We start from the raw sequence: 13,719 nt of genomic DNA, 5'->3' as shown, positions 1-13,719 counted from the left end.
TATTTTAAGACTTAACTAATTGGTTACTAATTTTTTTGATAAATCTACTGCTTTGGAAGTATCTAGGCTTTCTAGAAGATTAGCCACCTGATTAGGTCTAAATCTCCGTAAAATATCAACTACTAATTGTTCCTGCGTAAAAACAATCTCTACCCCTTGTCCTAAATTATGCCTTTGATATACAGGGTTACCACTTAACATCTGGTTGACGATCGTCGTTAACTCTGAAATTGGCATTCTTTGATAGGCTAAGGCAAGCTCTTCTAATTTTTCTTCGTAGCTTTGGTAAATCTGAACTGCCGCAGCAAGTTTATTAGTTAAACCACTTGTTGTAGCATTTAGTTTTTCTAACTCATTAATTGCTTCATATAATCTTAGAATGAACTCTTGGTCTTCTACCCTTGCCAGTACTTGTCCCGTTTTAGTTACTGGTAAATTTTGATAAATTCTGGCTAAGTCCCTATGATTAAACTTATTATTAGAACCTAATTCTTCAACTAATTCTTCTAACTGACTCTCTTTATAAACTTCTGCAAGTTCAACTAATTGTTGATTTTTAATCTTATTACCTTCTATTCGTTTTTCAATTTCTGTCCGCTTTGAAGGCGTTAGTCTAAATTTAATTTTTTGCTGTAAATCATCATTAATATATTGTAAGTATAGAGCACTTTGATCTACAGGCAATTTATTAAAAATTAAAGGTAATAGTTCTAATGTAAGTTCTCCTGAGTCAAAGCTTCGCTCAATTTCATTTACAGCGTCACTTGTCAGTAGTGATGTATAATAGGAAACTAGTTCATCGGCAACTGTTTCTTGTTCTAAATCAAGATCAGCTATAATTCGCTGTAGTAAATCACTTTTTAGTTCTGCATTTCTAATAATTTCCCTAACCCTAGACATCTTAGAAGAGTTTTCTCTGCTTAAAAGTATAACTAAGTCATTGTAGAGCTGCTGATCTTCTGCCTTTATAATTTGTAGTTTATCGGCTAGTCTATCATCCTCATATTTAATGTACTGTTTAGCAATATGTAATTTAAGCTGTTGTAGTTCTTCTTTTGTTGGTTGCTTAGCAAATTGTGTCCCTAACCTACCTGGTAAATGGGCCGATAAGACTTCATTGGTTTTATATTTAAAACCTTCATCTACATAATATGCTATGGCTACTGTCAAGGTAGGAACCATTAAAAAAGCTAGTAAAATAATTATAATTGGCTTTATGATTCCTGATTTTTTTGCATCTTCACTAATGGCCATTTTATCCTCCTTATTTGCTAGCAATTTTGTAGGATACCAGTTGATCTATAAACATTTCTTCATCCTTCAATTGCAAATAATTATACTCTTCCTTATCTTTTTCTTTCAAAAGATCAAAAACTTTAACTTGCTTTTTAGCTTCTACTAATTGTCTTCTGCAATGATCAACTTGATTTTGACATTTGTTTACCGATTGTTTCTGTCTATTAATTAATTCATCGATAAACTCTATCTTACTTGAAAAATGTTGCAAATCTTTTATTTGTAATTTACTCTGACTTCTTTTTTTAATTTCTTCATTAATTTTTATTTTTTGTTGCAACAAATGAGTTAGATGCTCTTCCTCTTGTCTTAAAGCTTTTGCGGCAACTCCTAAGTCTGCTTTTTTGTTCTCTTCTTCTTTTTCTCTTAAATTGAGAATTGATTCAAAACGAAAGGAAAATTTTCTAGCCACTTTGTTACCTCCTTAAAATTAATCATCTAAAAGTGTCTTCAAGTTTTCTAAGGTTGTTTCAAAAGAAGTTTTCTCGTGGGTTCTTTGCTTTAGAAAACTATTAATTTTCTCTATTTGACTTATGGCGTAATCTAGTTTTGGGTTTGTCCCCCTTACATAGGCGCCAATGTTAATTAAATCTTCAGACTCTCTATAAATAGACATTAATTCTTTGATTCTATTTGCAATTAATTGATGTTCTTCTTCCACAATATTAGCCATAACACGGCTAATACTGGCTAATATATCAATAGCTGGATAATGATTTTTATTTGCTATTTTTCTTGATAATACAATGTGTCCATCCAGGATGCCTCTTACCGCATCAGCTATTGGTTCATTCATATCATCCCCATCAACTAATACAGTGTACAGTCCTGTAATTGATCCTTTATCGGAGGTTCCAGACCGCTCTAATAATCTTGGTAATATTGCAAATACCGAAGGAGTATATCCCTTAGTTACAGGTGGTTCTCCTATTGCTAAACCAACCTCCCTTTGGGCCATAGAAAACCTGGTTAAGGAGTCCATCAATAACATTACATTCTTTCCTTGATCTCTAAAATACTCGGCTATAGATGTAGCAAGTAGGGCCCCCTTCATTCTTACTAAGGGTGGCTGATCTGACGTTGCAACAATAACAACTGACCTTCTCAAACCTTCTTCTTGTAGGTCATTGTCAATAAATTCGCCAACTTCTCTACCCCGCTCGCCAATAAGGGCGATAACATTTACATCAGCCTGGGTATTTCTTGCAATCATCCCCAGCAAGGTACTTTTACCAACTCCACTTCCTGCGAAAATACCGATTCTTTGTCCGTTACCGCAGGTTAGAAGACCATCTATTGATCTAACACCTAGAGATAAAGGTTCTCTAATTTTTGTACGGGCTAAAGGGTTAGGGGGTAATCCCATTACAGGATAAGTTTTATTTGTAGTGATGGTTCCCTTCCCATCGATGGGGTTACCTAACCCATCTAATACCCTACCTAAGAGGGCTTCTCCAACTTTGACTTCTAAAGAAGTTCCTGTGGCCTCAACTTTACTACCAGGACCAATTCCCTCCATCTCACCTAGGGGCATTAGTAGTACATTTTTTTCCTTAAACCCAACTACCTCTGCTAAAACTGGAGTCGTCCCTTTTAAGGTATATATGATACAGACTTCCCCCATTTTAACAGCAGGACCCTTAGATTCAATTGTTAGACCAATAACTTGAGAAACCCTACCGGTATATTTAATTAAATCCGCCTCTAGTAGAGACTCATTATATTTATTTAATGGTATACTTTTCATTCTTCTCACTCACTTTGCAAAAGCTCATAAAAGAGTTTTTCAACGGTTTTTATTTGGGTCTCAATGCTAGAATCAATGGTGCCTGATACAGTATCAATTAATACACTTCCTGCTTCCATTGATGGTTCGCATTTTATTTCAAGCTTTTCTATCCCATCAGTCATCATGTATATTTTATTTTTAGCTGAGTTGACCAAGTCATAATCTACTTCACTTACTCTAATGATAAGGGACTCGGAAAAGGTTGATTTCTTAAGCCCCTCCTTAATTAGATTAAGAAGTAACTCTTGGTCTTCTTTTACTTCGTGGTCAATAACTTTTCTTACAGTACTGATTACCAGTTGAATAATCTCTTTTTCCATCTCTTTTGCCATGGCTTCTTTATCAAGAATTGCCTGCTGTTTAATCTCGCATGCTTCTTGAATAATCTTTTCAACTTCTTGGTAACCTTTATTATTACCCTCTATTAGTCCAGCTTCGTAACCATCTCTTTTAGCCTTTTCAAAGATTCCTTGACTATCATTGTAGGCTTCTTGAAGAATTAACTGTGCTTCTTCATTAGCTGCCTCAACTATTCTTGTGCTTTCTTCTTGGGCCTCTGTTAGAAGGGCCTCAGCCTGCTGAGAAATCTCTTCAAGGTTTAGTTCTTCTTGTGGTTCTTCCTCAATCTTCTGAAATTCTTCTTGTTTCAATTTAATGAGGTTTTCAAGCTCTGCCAAACTAATTTCTTTTTTTTCACCTATTACGATATTGGTGGACTTAAATACTCTTGGTTTAGACAACTATCTCATCTCCTCCACCACGGGCAATAATAATTTCACCAGCTTCTTCTAGTTTTCTTATAATGTTAACAATTTTTTGTTGAGCCTCTTCTACATCCCTTAATCTTACTGGACCCATGAAATCCATATCCTCTTTGATCATTTCAGCCATACGCTTAGACATGTTAGAGTAAATAACACCAGATACTTCCTCTGTAGCACCTTTTAATGCAACAGCCAGGTCCTTATTATCAATTTCTCTAATAAATCTTTGAATTGATGTACTATCAAGACTAATGATGTCTTCGAATACGAACATTCTTTTACGAATTTCCTCAGCTAATTCAGCATCTTGAATCTCTAATGTATCCATAATATTCTTCTCTGTACCTCGATCAACTGCATTCAGAATGTCAACAATAGATTGAATGCCTCCAGCAGATGTATAGTCTTGACTTACCAATGAAGATAATTTACGTTCAAGAACCATTTCAACCTCTTTAATGATTTCAGGTGAGGTACGATCCATCACTGCAATTCTTTGGGCTACCTCAGATTGTTTAGCCTGTGGCAGGGCCGAAAGAATTTGAGCAGATTGGGCAGAAGGTAAATAAGATAATATAAGTGCAATCGTCTGAGGATGCTCATTTTGGATAAAATTCAGCAATTGACTTGGATCTGCCTTTCTAGCAAAATCGAAGGGCTTCACTTGTAGCGAAGCAGTTAATTTGTTAATAATATCCATTGCTTTTTGAGAGCCTAAAGCTTTTTCTAATACATCTTTAGCGTAGTTAATACCACCTTCTGAAATATACTCTTGAGCAATGCAGACCTCATAAAACTCAGATAGTATCTTTTCCTTTTCTGCTGGGGAAACCTTTCTCATATTTGCGATTTCCAACGTTAGTTCTTCAATTTCTTCATCATTTAAGTGTTTAAATATCTGTGCAGAAAACTCTGGACCAAGGCTGATTAATAAAACAGCAGCCTTTTCCTTCCCAGTCATTTCTGTTTTTGATGGTTTCCTAGACATCCTTTCACCTCTACTCTTCGCTTAACCAGTTTCTTAGCAACTGCGCTACAGCCTCAGGATTTTTGTTAACTAACTTTTCAATTTGTTGCTTTGCTTGAGAACCCGAAAGTTCTAAATCAATTTCTTCTAACTCTTCCTGTGGAATAATTTCCTTTACTGGTGGTAATTCCACTTTATTTCGTTTCTTAAGCTGAGTTACTGCTAAAAACACACCCGCAATAACTAAAGTAGCAATTAATCCTAATAACCATAGTGGTATTCTACTAGCTCCTGATCCGTCAACAGTCTCTAAAGCCGTTCTTAATTGATCTTCTAATGAGTTATTAAATTCTTGTACACCAACTTGAACAACTCTTGTATCTAACCCTGCAGCAGCAGATATAATATTTTGTAGATCTCTTCTTTCTTCATCCGACAATTCACCATTGCTTAAACTTCTACTGTTAACAAAAACTGCTACAGTAATATCTTTAACTTGCCCCTCTGCTTTAACAATTTTTCTACGTAGTTCATTAATTTCATAATTAATCGTCTCATTTGCTTCTTCATACCTTGACTCTGTTTCTTCTGCTTCAACATATTGAGGTATTTCTCCATTGGTGTCGGTTCCTGGAACACCACCTACACTCTGATTAACTGCAGTACTATGTAGTCTTTGCATACTTCTTATGATACCAGTGGTCTCTCCCTCAATAGGTGGTGAAAACTCTTTAATTTCTGTTACTTCACTATCAAAGTCCAAACGTACACTAGCCTTAACTGCTATGTTTCCGTATCCGTATACGGTTGATAGAAAGTCATAAATACTATCTTCCAGCTCTTTTGATACTACTTGATTAAGGGCTATTTGGTCTGATACATCGAAGGTATCGCCTTCGTGTCTTTGAGAATTTAAAACACGACCATCACTGCCATGAATTGTTACATTATCTATTTCTAAACCTTCAACTGAATTTGCAACTAAAGTTGCCATTCCATTGATACTTTTAGCATCTACCGTAGAAAAAGTTTCGAAATCTAACCAAACTGCAGCCTTCGAAGAGCTATCATTACCACTAAATACAAAGCCGCTTTTCTCTGGTACTGTTAATAAAACTACTGCTCTTCTAACCCCAGGCATTTCTTCTAATGTTTGAGCTAAGTGATTTTGTTGAGCCACTAAAAATCTTTGAGATCGCTCTTCACTAGTCATCATAAAGGAGTTTGAGAAGGCATCTTCATACGTAAATCTTGCTGATGGTAGCCCTTGAGTGGCTACGACTACCTGAGCACGGTTTAAATCTTCCTTTGCAACTAAAATGGTGCTGCTGTTTTCACCAAACTTTGCCTTAATATTGCTAGATTCTAAAACATTTAATACATCCCCCGATTGCCTAGCTTCTAAATTATTGTAGAGAACAACATAGTCTGTTTTAGTAAAGTATAAAATTAGTCCTGTAAATGTAACTAGAATAAATAGTGCCGATAGTCCAATCTTAATTTTCTGTTTCTTTTCTAAACTTTGAAAGTACTCAGTAAATTGCCCACCGACCTTTCCAAATGCCTCCGCCATTGAATCACCCCATCTCTGCTATAAATTAAATCTGCATTCTTGTAATTTCACGATAGGCATCTAATACTTTGTTTCTAATTTGCACCATATATTGTAATGAGATGTCAGCCTTCTGGGCTGCTATCATTGCTTCGTGAATGTTTTCCAAATCGCCTGAAGCAAGTTTTAATGAGTATGTTTCACTTGCCTTTTCAAGTTGATTTAAGTTATTGATTGCTCCCGTAAGTAGATCCTGAAAGGAGCCACCTGTAACTTTTTGGGACTCAGAATCAAAAAGACCTAACCCCTTAACGCTATGTACTTGACTATTTATTATATTCGGATTTATCTTCATCATTATTCCTCCACTATCTTCCTAATTCCAAGGCCTTCATAGCCATGCTTTTAGTCGTATTTAATGCTGTAATATTAGCTTCATATCCCCTCGAAGCAGAAATCATATTAGCCATTTCTGTAATAACATCTACATTTGGCATTTCAACATAGCCATTTTCATCTGCATCAGGGTGTCCTGGTTCGTATACCATTTTAAATGGAGAAGCGTCGTTTTTGATTCCTACTACTTCAACCCCGTTCATTTTAGGTTGATTTCCATTAGCTCTATTTAAGTGTTGTGAGAAAGGGCCATGGTCATCTTTGTTTTTAAAAACAACAACCTGTCTTCTATAGGGTCCTCCATTGCTTGTTCTAGTCGTATTGGCATTAGCAATATTTTTCGAGATGGTATCTAATCTTAACCTTTCTGCGGTTAATCCTGTAGCACTAACATTAATTGAATTAAATAATGACATAATCTATCTCTTCCCTTCATTAATTGCTATTTTTAGTCTTGCAAAATGATTATTTAATTGGGTAGATAAGGTATTAAATGTAATTGTGTTTTTTGCCATCTCTGCCATTTCCACATCTACATCTACGTTATTCCCATCTAGTCGGGTGCTAAAACTGTCATTTTTAACCACTCTGTGTCGAACTTCATCAAGAGATTTCATACCAATTGGAATATGATTCTGATGGGTTCGATCCCCTGCTAACTTATTACCTTTTAGATATCCCTCTAGTAATTTTTCAAACTCTACATCTGATCGTTTAAAATTCGGGGTATTTGCATTAGCGATATTATTAGCAATTACTTCATTACGTTTCCAAGATGCGTTAAGGGCATTGGTTAGTAGATTAACTTGATTATACATATATTTACCTCCCTAATTTTACTTCTATAGTAAAGGAACATTCGACAAGATAAAATAAATATCGTCATGTATCCCTAAAAAAACACGTATTATCGTATTTATATTTAATCACATAATAACTATTGGATAAATTTCTCTATTCTCCTGCTTTTTTTTTCGTTTTTTCTACAAAAGGGACTAATTACCTAGCCCATTACAAAAGCTAGAATTATCTTTAAATTCCAACATTTCTTTTTACACTTTCCTATTTCAACCCCATTCATTAACAGTTATGTAGGCTATTTAATTTCTGAGAAAAATGTCGTATTTTGTAATTATTATTATAAACCATCTTGCACTAAATAGCTACCATTGAAGTATTAAAATTTAACTATACCATTATTTACATTGGGATAAAACTGCTAATTATTACAGCATTTAAGCAATTTTTGTTTCATATTTGTCAAAGAATTACATTTTTATATATATAACTTAGAGTGTATATATATAAAAAAAGGTGCTTCCTTTTCAGGTAGCACCTTTTTAGTTGCTTAGATATTATTTTTTAATTTTTCTTAGTTCTTCAAGTAATCGATCATTTAAAATTTTGATATGAGTACCCTTCATCCCTAATGATCTAGATTCAATTACTCCAGCACTTTCAAATTTTCTTAAGGCATTAACGATTACTGATCTAGTAATCCCTACTCTATCGGCAATTTTACTTGCTACAAGTAATCCTTCATTTCCATTTAACTCGTTAAATATATGTTCAACTGCCTCTAATTCTGAGTAAGAAAGGGTACCAATTGCCATTTGAACAACTGCTTTCTTTCTTGCCTCATCTTCAATTTCTTCAGTTTTAGCTCTTAAAATTTCTAGACCTACAACTGTTGAACTGTACTCTACCATAACAAGATCTTCGTCGGTGAACTCATTTGCATGTCTAGCAAGGACTAGTGTTCCTAATCGTTGTCCACTTCCGTTGATGGGTACAATTGTCACTAACTTATTATAGCTATCAACATCATATCTAAAGATTTTAAGTAATTCGTCTTGAGTAATATTAGAATTTGTTTCATTAATTCTTAATAGTTGCTCGTTGTACTCTTCAGGAAACCTTTTTTCTCCCGACTTCTCGTCAACAACAATTGGACAATCGGAAGCATCTGTTAAGCTCACACCTAGAACCTTTCCTTTTGAGCTAGCTACGTAAACATTTGCATCTAAGATTTCACTTAAAATTCTTGATAATTCATTGAAAGATATGGACTGTTCTCCAGATTTTTGTAATATTCTATTTATTCTTCTGGTCTTTTCTAATAATGCGCTGGCCATTTTAATTCCTCCTTTTGTATCGCTTCTTTAATATTTTCTAAATATTAGAAATTCTTATCACAATAACTTATTTTAAGGCTGAGTCTATAATATTTCATTAATTTTAAATTCTTCGCTAGAATATGTAAGATGAACTAACTTCTAATTATTTTCCTCTTTATATATAGCATTTTCTATAAAAGAAAATTTTATACTTTCCTATACCTTGAGGTCTGTATCTACCCTTTATGAAGTACAATAAACTAAACCCAAATGACATCTTAACACAGATGAAAATTATATTCAATAGTTATTTTAGCATATTTAGCTGTTTTCATTCTCTACTACTTCTTCAAACTCACAATCTTTATTGCTACAAAGGATTTTTTCGCCCTTTTTGTTCTTTTTATGAACCAAAATATGGTTGCATTCTGGACATTTTCGGTCTATTGGCCTATCCCAAGAAACAAATCGACAAGATGGAAAACCACTACATCCATAAAATAATCGTCCTCTTTTTGATCTTCTTTCTATAATTTCTCCTTCTTCACAATCGGGACATTTGATCCCTAACTTATTAACAATTGGTTCGGTGTGGGTACACTCAGGATAATTTGAACAAGCTAGAAATTTACCATAGCGCCCATGCTTGATTAACATTTTTGCACTACATACTTTACAAATTTCATCACTTTCTTCCACTAAGTCAATCTCTTCCATATCCTTGTCTGCAATTTCTAACATTTTTTCAAAGGAATCATAAAAAGATTTAATTAGTCCTCTCCAATCTTGACCACCATCTTCTACTTCGTCTAATCGTCTTTCTAAGTCGGCAGTAAAATTGACATCCAGAACCTCCCCAAAATAATTAACTAAAATTTCTGTGACAATAAAACCTAACTCTGTAGGTTTTAGATTCTTACCTTCCTTTTCTACATATCCTCTTGATAGAATTGTCGAAATAGTCGGAGAATACGTACTTGGTCTACCTATACCCAGTTCTTCCATTGTTTTAACAAGGGAAGCTTCAGTATACCTAGGTGGTGGTTGAGTAAAATGTTGTTTTGGTATTGTTTTTAACACCTGAACCTTTTCGCCTTCCTCTAACAAAGGAAGATTGATATCCTCTGAGATGCTGGCATGGGTATAAACCTTTAAAAATCCATCAAACTTTAATCTTGAACCCGAAGCTTTAAAAATATTTTTTTCAACTTCTAACTCTACCGCCAGTGTATCGAATAGCGCTGGAGCCATTTGACTGGCAACAAATCTTTCCCAGATTAATTTATAGAGTTTATATTGATCTCTAGTTAATGATGATTTGATGGAATCTGGGTCTTTGTCCACATAAGTAGGACGAATTGCTTCATGGGCATCTTGAATATCTTTTTTCTCTTTCTTCTTTGCAGTTTCCTGCCCTAGATACTTGTCTCCATATCTTTCTAAGATTAATTTATGAGTATTTTCTTTAGCTTCTTCAGAAATCCTTGTCGAGTCTGTTCTCATATAGGTAATTAAACCAACAGTACCCTCTTTTTCTAGATCAATTCCTTCATAAAGCTGCTGTGCCACTGACATTGTCTTTTTAGTTGAATATCCCAATTTATTAGAGGCTTCTTGTTGCAGTGTACTAGTTATGAAGGGTAAATAAGGATTCCTTTTCTTTTCACTTTTCTTAATATTGGTGATCAATAGCTGCTTATTTGCAATGTTATTTAAAATAGCCTCTACTTCGACCTTATTATTAATATCCTTCTTGCCTTCATGGTCACTGAAAAATTTTGCTTCAAAGGTCTCTTTTTTCTGGTTAGCGACCTCTAGCATTAAGCTCCAATATTCTTCAGGTTGAAAGTTCTGAATTTCCTCTTCTCGGTCTTTAATCAGCTTAGTTGCAACAGATTGAACTCTTCCAGCACTTAAACCCTTTCTAATATTTCTCCAAAGAAGGGGGCTTATTTTATAACCTACCAACCTGTCTAAAACTCTTCTAGCCTGTTGAGCATCAACTAAACTTTTATTAATTGCCCTTGGTTTCTTTATAGCAGCCTTAATAGCAGTTTTAGTGATTTCATTAAATTCAATACGACAAGGAGTTTCTTCTGATATATTTAAAGCATTGGCTAAATGCCAAGAAATTGCTTCACCTTCTCTATCGGGGTCCGTTGCCAACAGAATTTTACTGGCTTTTTTAGCTTCTTGTCTAATTTCTTTAAGCACCGGCCCTTTACCTCGAATTGTTATGTATTGTGGATTAAAATTATCTTCTACATCTACCCCTAGTTTACTCTTTGGCAAATCTATAATATGACCAATCGAAGCCTTCACCACATAATTTGCTCCAAGAAACTTTTTAATTGTCTTTGCTTTAGCTGGTGATTCAACTATTACTAAAGATTTGGGCAAATACCCCACCTCCTATCTGTAATCTGTAATACTGTGTTGTGTTTATCTTACTATACTTATTAATATACTTATTTATCAAAATTAATCAATTTGCTATAAAAGTTTTACCTGGCAGTTGTGATATAAAACCTTTTAGTTCTAAAATCGTTAAGATACTACTTAATTCATTGACTTTAATTCCGCATTTATAGGCAATATGATCAATCGAAGGTTGCCCTTCTTTGACAGTTAAAAGGATTTTTTCTTCAAGTGGACTTAATTGACCTTTAGCCTTATTTGTATTCTGATGTCTTATTGGATATTTTTTCTCTAAATCCTCTAAAATATCTTCGATTCCTAAGAGAATTTTAGCGCCATCTTTAATCAATAAATTAGTTCCTCTGCTTTGCTGTTGATTAATGTTTCCAGGTAGTGCATAGATCTCTTTACCTTGTTCTAGGGCAAAATCTACTGTGATTAGTGCTCCACTTTTTTCAGCAGCTTCTACAATAATAATCCCATCTGAAATACCACTAATGATTCTATTTCTAGCAGGAAAATGGTGTTTTAGGGGAGGGGTTCCTGGACTGTATTCTCCCATAATGCATCCACTATCAATCATTTTATTCATAATAGCTGTATTCGTTGTAGGGTAACACTTGTCAATTCCACACCCAAGCACTCCAATGGTATATCCATTATTCTCTAAAGCACCCTTGTGGCTGGCGGTATCAATACCAAGAGCTAATCCACTTACTACTCCTATTCCCCATTGACTCAGTTCTTTAGCAAATTGATAAGCAGCCCATTTACCATAAGGGCTTGCCTTTCTAGACCCTACAATCGATATTAGAGGTTTTTCTAAGTTAAGACTACCTTTTATGTATATTACATATGGAGGATCATATATGTCTCTTAATTTATCTGGGTAGTGATCCTCTCCAATTGTGATTGGTTTAATGTTCTCCTCTAATAGTTTCTGTTGTATTTTTTCTAAATATGATTTATTCCTATTTTGGGTAATTTTATCAGCAATTATTCTACGTTTATCCAATACTTGATAAAGGTGCTTTTCATCAACATTCCACAATTCAGCTAAGCTACCAAAGTAGTCTTTAAACGCTTCTATCGTTTTAAGGTTTATACCACCAATATGACTAAGCCATATTAGGATTTCTCTTTCCTGCAATATCAAAAGCCTGCCCCCCTGCAAATAAATATTTTATTCTACTTAACCTTCGTGTTTCTATATAATGGTTATTTATATTATATATTAAATTCATTTAGAAAAAAATATTTATAAACATTCAGACATAACACATTATATACTATGTAAGAAAAATAATAAACATTTTTTATGGTTAAAATTTGGTAACAGTTATATTACTATAAGATTACGAAAAAAATATCTAGATAATTTTTTCTAGATACTTTTTAGTGTCAACTGAGTATTTATTTCTTGTGATTCCATTCATTATGATGAGAAGAAATGAAGTCAATAATTCTTTTATGTTCTTCTCTCCCATTTCCTGTAATATCCATAGGTTCACCAAAGGCTATGTGAATAGGCTCTTCTCTATAAATAGGTCCTAAATCCTTTAGATATTTACCGTTTTCCCAAAAATCTGTTTTAATTGCAACTGGCAGTACTTGTACATTAGCTTTTTTCGCCAGCTTTACCCCAAGAGAATTAAATTCTTCAGGATTAAAACTTGTCGTTCTTGTGCTCTGGGGAAACATAATAATTGATCTACCTTCTTCAAGCATTTGAACCCCTTGAGTCATTACTGTTTGTAAATCTTCCCTTGGATTAACTCGATTTACAACGATTGGCTTTCTAGCCCTCATGATAGAACCAATAAAGGGATGGGTGGCTAAGCTAGCCTTAATAATAAAGCTCGCCTTCATTTTTGAAGCGATTAAACAAGGAAAAATCATTGTTTCTAGGGTACTCATATGATTACTTACAATTACCAGTGGTTTCTCACAATCATCTAAGTTTTTTAAGCCTGTAACATGAAATTTACCACCACAACCTTCAATTACCTTTAATATATCATAGGATGCTTTCACCCATTCTTCTCTGGTAAACTTACCTGCATCGGCTATTTTTTTTGCCCTTAGAATGATTTTAACAAATCGGTAGTGAAAATAATATCGGGTTCCTAAAGAAAGGCGATCTAATAAAAATCTATTGGTATCCTCTGGCGTATAGTATTGATCTTCTGTAAAGATATTCTGCATTTTAATTCCACCTATCTTATATTATTTCTTAGTTTTAATCTGACAATTTACTAACTTTAACTATAAATTTATTAAATCATACTACTAATTGAAGAGACTACATTATTAATATTAATATTAATATTAATTTTAAATTAATACAAAATGAAAACTTCGCTGTTTAGTGTTCAATCAAGATTCAGCTTTAATCTTTACCTACAACTAATATAAATATA

Annotated in this window: 13 protein-coding genes; all 13 read right to left on the bottom strand. The window is 33.9% G+C overall.

The genetic code is table 11. The features are described from left to right. Window positions 1-15: 15 nt before the first annotated feature. The 13 genes from T335_RS0101710 to T335_RS0101650 all read right to left on the bottom strand — a co-directional run bounded on the left by T335_RS0101710 (window position 16) and on the right by T335_RS0101650 (window position 13,504). Window positions 16-1,254: a hypothetical protein gene (locus T335_RS0101710; RefSeq protein WP_026476002.1), complete on the bottom strand. Its 1,239-nt coding sequence runs from the start codon at window positions 1,252-1,254 to the stop codon at window positions 16-18. Between the two features lie 10 nt (window positions 1,255-1,264). Continuing rightward, window positions 1,265-1,708 (bottom strand): flagellar export protein FliJ, encoded by a 444-nt coding sequence (gene fliJ / locus T335_RS0101705; RefSeq protein ID WP_026476001.1) that lies wholly within the window; start codon window positions 1,706-1,708, stop codon window positions 1,265-1,267. A gap of 18 nt (window positions 1,709-1,726) precedes the next feature. After that, complete coding sequence (gene fliI, locus T335_RS0101700; RefSeq protein WP_026476000.1) at window positions 1,727-3,043, bottom strand: flagellar protein export ATPase FliI; 1,317 nt, start codon at window positions 3,041-3,043, stop codon at window positions 1,727-1,729. Between the two features lie 5 nt (window positions 3,044-3,048). Further along, a complete protein-coding gene (locus tag T335_RS0101695; RefSeq protein WP_026475999.1) occupies window positions 3,049-3,825 on the bottom strand; it encodes a FliH/SctL family protein in 777 nt (258 codons plus the stop codon). Then, the gene (gene fliG, locus T335_RS0101690; RefSeq protein ID WP_026475998.1) at window positions 3,818-4,837 is read right to left on the bottom strand and encodes a flagellar motor switch protein FliG; all 1,020 of its coding nucleotides are present in this window, start codon (window positions 4,835-4,837) and stop codon (window positions 3,818-3,820) included. The genes T335_RS0101695 and fliG overlap by 8 nt, the downstream gene beginning before the upstream one ends. Window positions 4,838-4,847: 10 nt before the next feature. Then, window positions 4,848-6,389 carry a flagellar basal-body MS-ring/collar protein FliF gene (gene fliF, locus T335_RS0101685; protein WP_026475997.1) on the bottom strand — a complete coding sequence of 514 codons (1,542 nt, stop codon included), beginning with the start codon at window positions 6,387-6,389 and terminating at the stop codon, window positions 4,848-4,850. A gap of 25 nt (window positions 6,390-6,414) precedes the next feature. After that, window positions 6,415-6,723 (bottom strand): flagellar hook-basal body complex protein FliE, encoded by a 309-nt coding sequence (gene fliE / locus T335_RS0101680; RefSeq protein ID WP_026475996.1) that lies wholly within the window; start codon window positions 6,721-6,723, stop codon window positions 6,415-6,417. Window positions 6,724-6,736: 13 nt separating this feature from the next. Beyond that, window positions 6,737-7,180, bottom strand: coding sequence for a flagellar basal body rod protein FlgC (flgC, locus tag T335_RS0101675; RefSeq protein WP_026475995.1), 444 nt, complete (start codon window positions 7,178-7,180; stop codon window positions 6,737-6,739). A 3-nt stretch (window positions 7,181-7,183) separates the two neighbouring features. Further along, window positions 7,184-7,582, bottom strand: a complete 399-nt coding sequence (gene flgB, locus T335_RS0101670) for a flagellar basal body rod protein FlgB (RefSeq protein ID WP_026475994.1) — start codon at window positions 7,580-7,582, stop codon at window positions 7,184-7,186. Window positions 7,583-8,119: 537 nt separating this feature from the next. Then, window positions 8,120-8,899: a GTP-sensing pleiotropic transcriptional regulator CodY gene (gene codY / locus T335_RS0101665; protein WP_026475993.1), complete on the bottom strand. Its 780-nt coding sequence runs from the start codon at window positions 8,897-8,899 to the stop codon at window positions 8,120-8,122. 303 nt (window positions 8,900-9,202) lie between these two features. Beyond that, entirely contained in the window at window positions 9,203-11,281 is a 2,079-nt protein-coding gene (topA, locus tag T335_RS0101660) for a type I DNA topoisomerase (protein ID WP_026475992.1), read from the bottom strand. 85 nt (window positions 11,282-11,366) lie between these two features. Continuing rightward, window positions 11,367-12,455 carry a DNA-processing protein DprA gene (gene dprA, locus T335_RS0101655; protein WP_026475991.1) on the bottom strand — a complete coding sequence of 363 codons (1,089 nt, stop codon included), beginning with the start codon at window positions 12,453-12,455 and terminating at the stop codon, window positions 11,367-11,369. A 257-nt stretch (window positions 12,456-12,712) separates the two neighbouring features. After that, on the bottom strand, window positions 12,713-13,504 hold the full coding sequence (locus tag T335_RS0101650) for a lysophospholipid acyltransferase family protein (RefSeq protein ID WP_026475990.1): 792 nt from the start codon (window positions 13,502-13,504) through the stop codon (window positions 12,713-12,715). Window positions 13,505-13,719: the final 215 nt, after the last annotated feature.

Origin of the sequence: Alkaliphilus transvaalensis ATCC 700919, from assembly GCF_000621485.1 — a bacterium.
Classification (GTDB): Bacteria; Bacillota; Clostridia; order Peptostreptococcales; family Natronincolaceae; genus Alkaliphilus; species Alkaliphilus transvaalensis.
Note: the sequence above shows the minus strand (reverse complement) of the source record. Positions and strands in the feature narration are given on the sequence as shown.

What these genes read in the sequence shown, in the direction of transcription:
- T335_RS0101650 (WP_026475990.1), bottom strand. Translation starts at nt 13,504, where the DNA reads ATGCAGAATATCTTTACAGAAGATCAATACTATACGCCAGAGGATACC.
- codY (WP_026475993.1), bottom strand. Translation starts at nt 8,899, where the DNA reads ATGGCCAGCGCATTATTAGAAAAGACCAGAAGAATAAATAGAATATTA.
- fliF (WP_026475997.1), bottom strand. Translation starts at nt 6,389, where the DNA reads ATGGCGGAGGCATTTGGAAAGGTCGGTGGGCAATTTACTGAGTACTTT.
- flgC (WP_026475995.1), bottom strand. Translation starts at nt 7,180, where the DNA reads ATGTCATTATTTAATTCAATTAATGTTAGTGCTACAGGATTAACCGCA.
- fliG (WP_026475998.1), bottom strand. Translation starts at nt 4,837, where the DNA reads ATGTCTAGGAAACCATCAAAAACAGAAATGACTGGGAAGGAAAAGGCT.
- flgB (WP_026475994.1), bottom strand. Translation starts at nt 7,582, where the DNA reads ATGTATAATCAAGTTAATCTACTAACCAATGCCCTTAACGCATCTTGG.
- fliE (WP_026475996.1), bottom strand. Translation starts at nt 6,723, where the DNA reads ATGAAGATAAATCCGAATATAATAAATAGTCAAGTACATAGCGTTAAG.
- T335_RS0101710 (WP_026476002.1), bottom strand. Translation starts at nt 1,254, where the DNA reads ATGGCCATTAGTGAAGATGCAAAAAAATCAGGAATCATAAAGCCAATT.
- fliI (WP_026476000.1), bottom strand. Translation starts at nt 3,043, where the DNA reads ATGAAAAGTATACCATTAAATAAATATAATGAGTCTCTACTAGAGGCG.